Genomic DNA, 1609 nt, shown 5'->3' on the forward strand with positions numbered 1-1609 from the left:
TGCTTTGCCCATCATGTTATGGAATGTATCCGAGGTAGTCGACGCCCAGATTTCTACACTCGTAATAGTGGTACCCGCCGGGACACAAGTGGTAACGCTGATCGCGGTAATCACCCTGCCAGCAGTAGTCGTGCTGGCCGTACCCACTACGCTAGCATTGTTGGCTGGCGAGAGTATACTGGCCGTCAGCGAGGGACAACCTGTGACAGGAGCAGTCAACGTAACGGTAATATAGCTGGTAGTGAACGTAGTGCTCGCAGTTTTGACTTTGGCGTAAAAGCGGTAGGTCCCTGGATCCAGCAAAGCTGCCGGCCACTTCCCGTCGGCACTACCCTCTTCAGCCAACAGCTTGTAAACACCGGGTTGGCTGGCATCAGGGATTGCTTTGCCCATCAGGTTATGGAATGTATCCGAGGTAGTTGATGCCCAGATTTCTACACTCGTAATAGTGGTACCTGTCGGGACACAAGTGTTGACGCTCAGGGCAGTGATCACCCTGCCAGCAGTCGTCGTGCTGGCCGTACCCACCACTGTGGCATTGTCGATCGGCGAGAGCATACTGCCCGTCAGGGTAGGACAACCTGTGACAGGCGAAGTCAACGTAACAGTAATGTAGTTGGTGGTTACCGTAGTTGTGGCCGTCTTCACGATAGCGTAAAAGCGGTAGGTACCAGGCTCCAGGTAAGCGACAGGCCACTTCCCATTGGCGCTGCCTTCCTCGGCAGCCAGCTTGTAAACGCCCGGTTGACTGGCATCGGCTATCGCATACCCCATTCGGTTATCGAAGGTGCCGGAAGTGGTCGTTGCCCGGATCTCCACACTGGTAATCGTCGAACCCGCAGGTACACAAGTGGATACGCTCAGAGCAGTGATCACCCTGCCAGCGGTCGTCGTGCTGGGCGTACCCACCACTGTGGCATTGTCGGCCGGCGAGAGCATACTGCCCGTCAGGGTAGGACAACCTGTTGCAGGCGAAGTCAACGTAACAGTAATGTAGTTGGTGGTGACCGTAGCTGTCGCTGTCTTCACGATAGCGTAAAAGCGGTAGGTACCAGGATCCAGGTAAGCGACAGGCCACTTCCCATTGGCAGTGCCTTCCTCTGCAGCCAGTTTGTAAACACCAGGTTGGCTGGCATCGGCTACCGCATAGCCCATCCGGTTGGGGAAAGTCCCCGTACTGGTTGTCGCCCAAATCTCTACGCTCGTGATGGTAGAGCCCGCGGGCACGCAAGTGTTGACGCTCACGGCAGTGATCACCCTGCCAGCAGTCGTCGTGCTGGGCGTACCAACCACGCTCGCATTGTTGGCTGGTGAGAGCATACTGGCCGTCAAAGCAGGGCAGCCTGTCGCAGGTGGAGCAATCAAGGTGACGGTAATATAGCTGGTAGTGAACGTAGTGCTTGCAGTTTTGACTTTGGCATAAAAGCGGTAGGTACCCGGATCCAGCAAAGCTGCCGGCCACTTCCCGTCGGCACTGCCTTCCTCAGCCAACAGCTTGTAAACACCGGGTTGGCTGGCATCAGCGATTGCCTTGCCCATCAGGTTATGGAATGTATCCGAGGTAGTCGACGCCCAGATTTCTACGCTGGTAATCGTGGTACCTGTCGGT

Annotated in this window: 1 protein-coding gene; it reads right to left on the bottom strand. The window is 56.1% G+C overall.

What is annotated here, in order from left to right:
- The coding region (locus AC2YIT_RS32165; protein ID WP_487281945.1) for a hypothetical protein at positions 1–1609 on the bottom strand (1609 nt) is incomplete at both ends.

The sequence above is a fragment of the Dyadobacter sp. SRI_021 genome, assembly GCF_057586235.1.